The sequence below is a fragment of the Chthonomonas sp. genome (assembly GCF_035294505.1).
Lineage (GTDB): Bacteria > Armatimonadota > Chthonomonadetes > Chthonomonadales > Chthonomonadaceae > Chthonomonas.
Genome location: NZ_DATGKU010000054.1, coordinates 1 through 1,785, shown reverse-complemented (window position 1 = coordinate 1,785; position 1,785 = coordinate 1). Strand labels below are relative to the sequence as shown.

1 protein-coding gene is annotated in these 1,785 nt (G+C 59.7%); it reads right to left on the bottom strand.

Translation table 11 applies throughout. The features are described from left to right. Nucleotides 1-3: 3 nt before the first annotated feature. A partial coding sequence (gene acs / locus VKV18_RS02605; RefSeq protein ID WP_324202673.1) for an acetate--CoA ligase occupies nt 4-1,785 on the bottom strand: 1,782 nt, incomplete at its 5' end.

The window sequence follows — 1,785 nt, the reverse complement described above, 5'->3', positions numbered from 1 at the left end:
CGCTTAGGCTTCCGTCTCCTCGTACTTTTTGCGCAGGTTTGCCACTACGGTAGGATCGGCCAGAGTGGTTGTATCGCCAAGCACACGCCCTTCGGCGATGTCGCGCAGGAGGCGCCGCATGATTTTGCCGGAGCGTGTTTTCGGGAGGTCTGCGGTTAAGATCACATCGTCGGGTCGGCAGATAGCGCCCAGTTTCTTGGCGACGAACTCCTTCAGCTCCTGCCGCAGCCTCTCTGCGGCTACAGCATCTTGAGGGGCATACTGCTGGCGCACAATGACAAAGGCCACGGGTGCTTGCCCCTTTATCTCGTGTGCTTTTCCGATGACGGCCGCTTCCGCAACCGCCGGGTGCTCCACCAACACACTTTCCATCTCCATGGTGGAGATGTTATGTCCGGCCACCAGCAAGATGTCGTCCACTCGACCTAGCAGCCAAAAGTTGCCGTCGGCATCCCGCATGGCGCCGTCACCGGGGAAGTAGCGGCCGGGGTAGCGCGACCAGTAGACCTGTTTATAGCGCTCATCGTCGCCCCAGAGAGTGCGCAGCATGGAGGGCCAGGGCTTCGTAATCACCAAGATGCCCTTTTGCCCAGGCGGCAGCGAATTGCCCTGCTCGTCCACCACGTCGGCAAAGATGCCGGGGAGCGGCTTAGTGGCACTGCCCGGACGTGTGGTGGTGATGCCTGGCAGCGGCGAGATCATAATCGCTCCGGTTTCGGTTTGCCACCAGGTGTCTACAATGGGACAACGCTCATGGCCGATGTTTTTGTGGTACCAGAGCCACGCCTCTGGGTTAATCGGCTCGCCAACCGTTCCAAGGAGGCGCAAGCTGGAGAGATCGTGACGAGCCGGCGGCTCCTCACCCCACTTCATGCAGGCGCGGATAAGGGTTGGTGCCGTGTAGAGGATGGTTACTTTATGCCTCTCGATGATGTCCCAGAAGCGATCTTGGCACGGCTTGCCCTCGCGTGACCAGTCGGGCGAACCCTCGTACATTACCACGGTAGCCCCGTTGGCCAGCGGCCCATAGACCACATAGGAGTGCCCGGTAACCCAGCCTACATCCGCCGTGCACCAGTAGACATCGTTGGGCTTAAGGTCAAAAACCATTTTCGTGGTGGCATACACTCCGGTGAGGTAGCCGCCGGTTGTGTGCAAAATGCCTTTCGGCTTTCCCGTGCTGCCGGAGGTGTAGAGCACGTAGAGTGGGTCTTCCGAGTCCATCAGTTCGGGAGGATACTCCGCGGGCGCAGAGGCCACCAGCTCGTGCCACCAGATATCACGGCCGGGTTGCATGGTGACGGCGGCCTGATCGCCAATACGGCGCAACACCACGACCTTTTCAACGGTTGGGCAACCGGTGAGAGCCTCGTCGGTGGTTTTTTTCAGGGGCACAATGTTGCCACGTCGCCAATAGCCATCTGCCGTAAGCACCACTTTGGCGCCGCAGTCGTTGGTGCGCTCGCGAAGGCTATCGGCAGAAAATCCGCCGAAGACCACAGAGTGCATAGCTCCGATGCGGGTACAGGCCAACATGGCGATAGCGGCTTCGGGCACCATCGGCATGTAGATGGTTACGCGATCGCCTTTGGATACGCCTATGGAATGCAAGGCTGCGGCGAACCGATTGACCTCCTCATGCAGTTGGCGGTAGGTGAGCGTTCTCGTATCGCCCGGCTCGCCCTCCCATAGAATGGCGACTTTATCGGGGTGTGTTTTTAGGTGTCGGTCTACGCAGTTCACGCTGACGTTAAGCTTGCCGCCCAGGAACCATTTGGCGTGAGG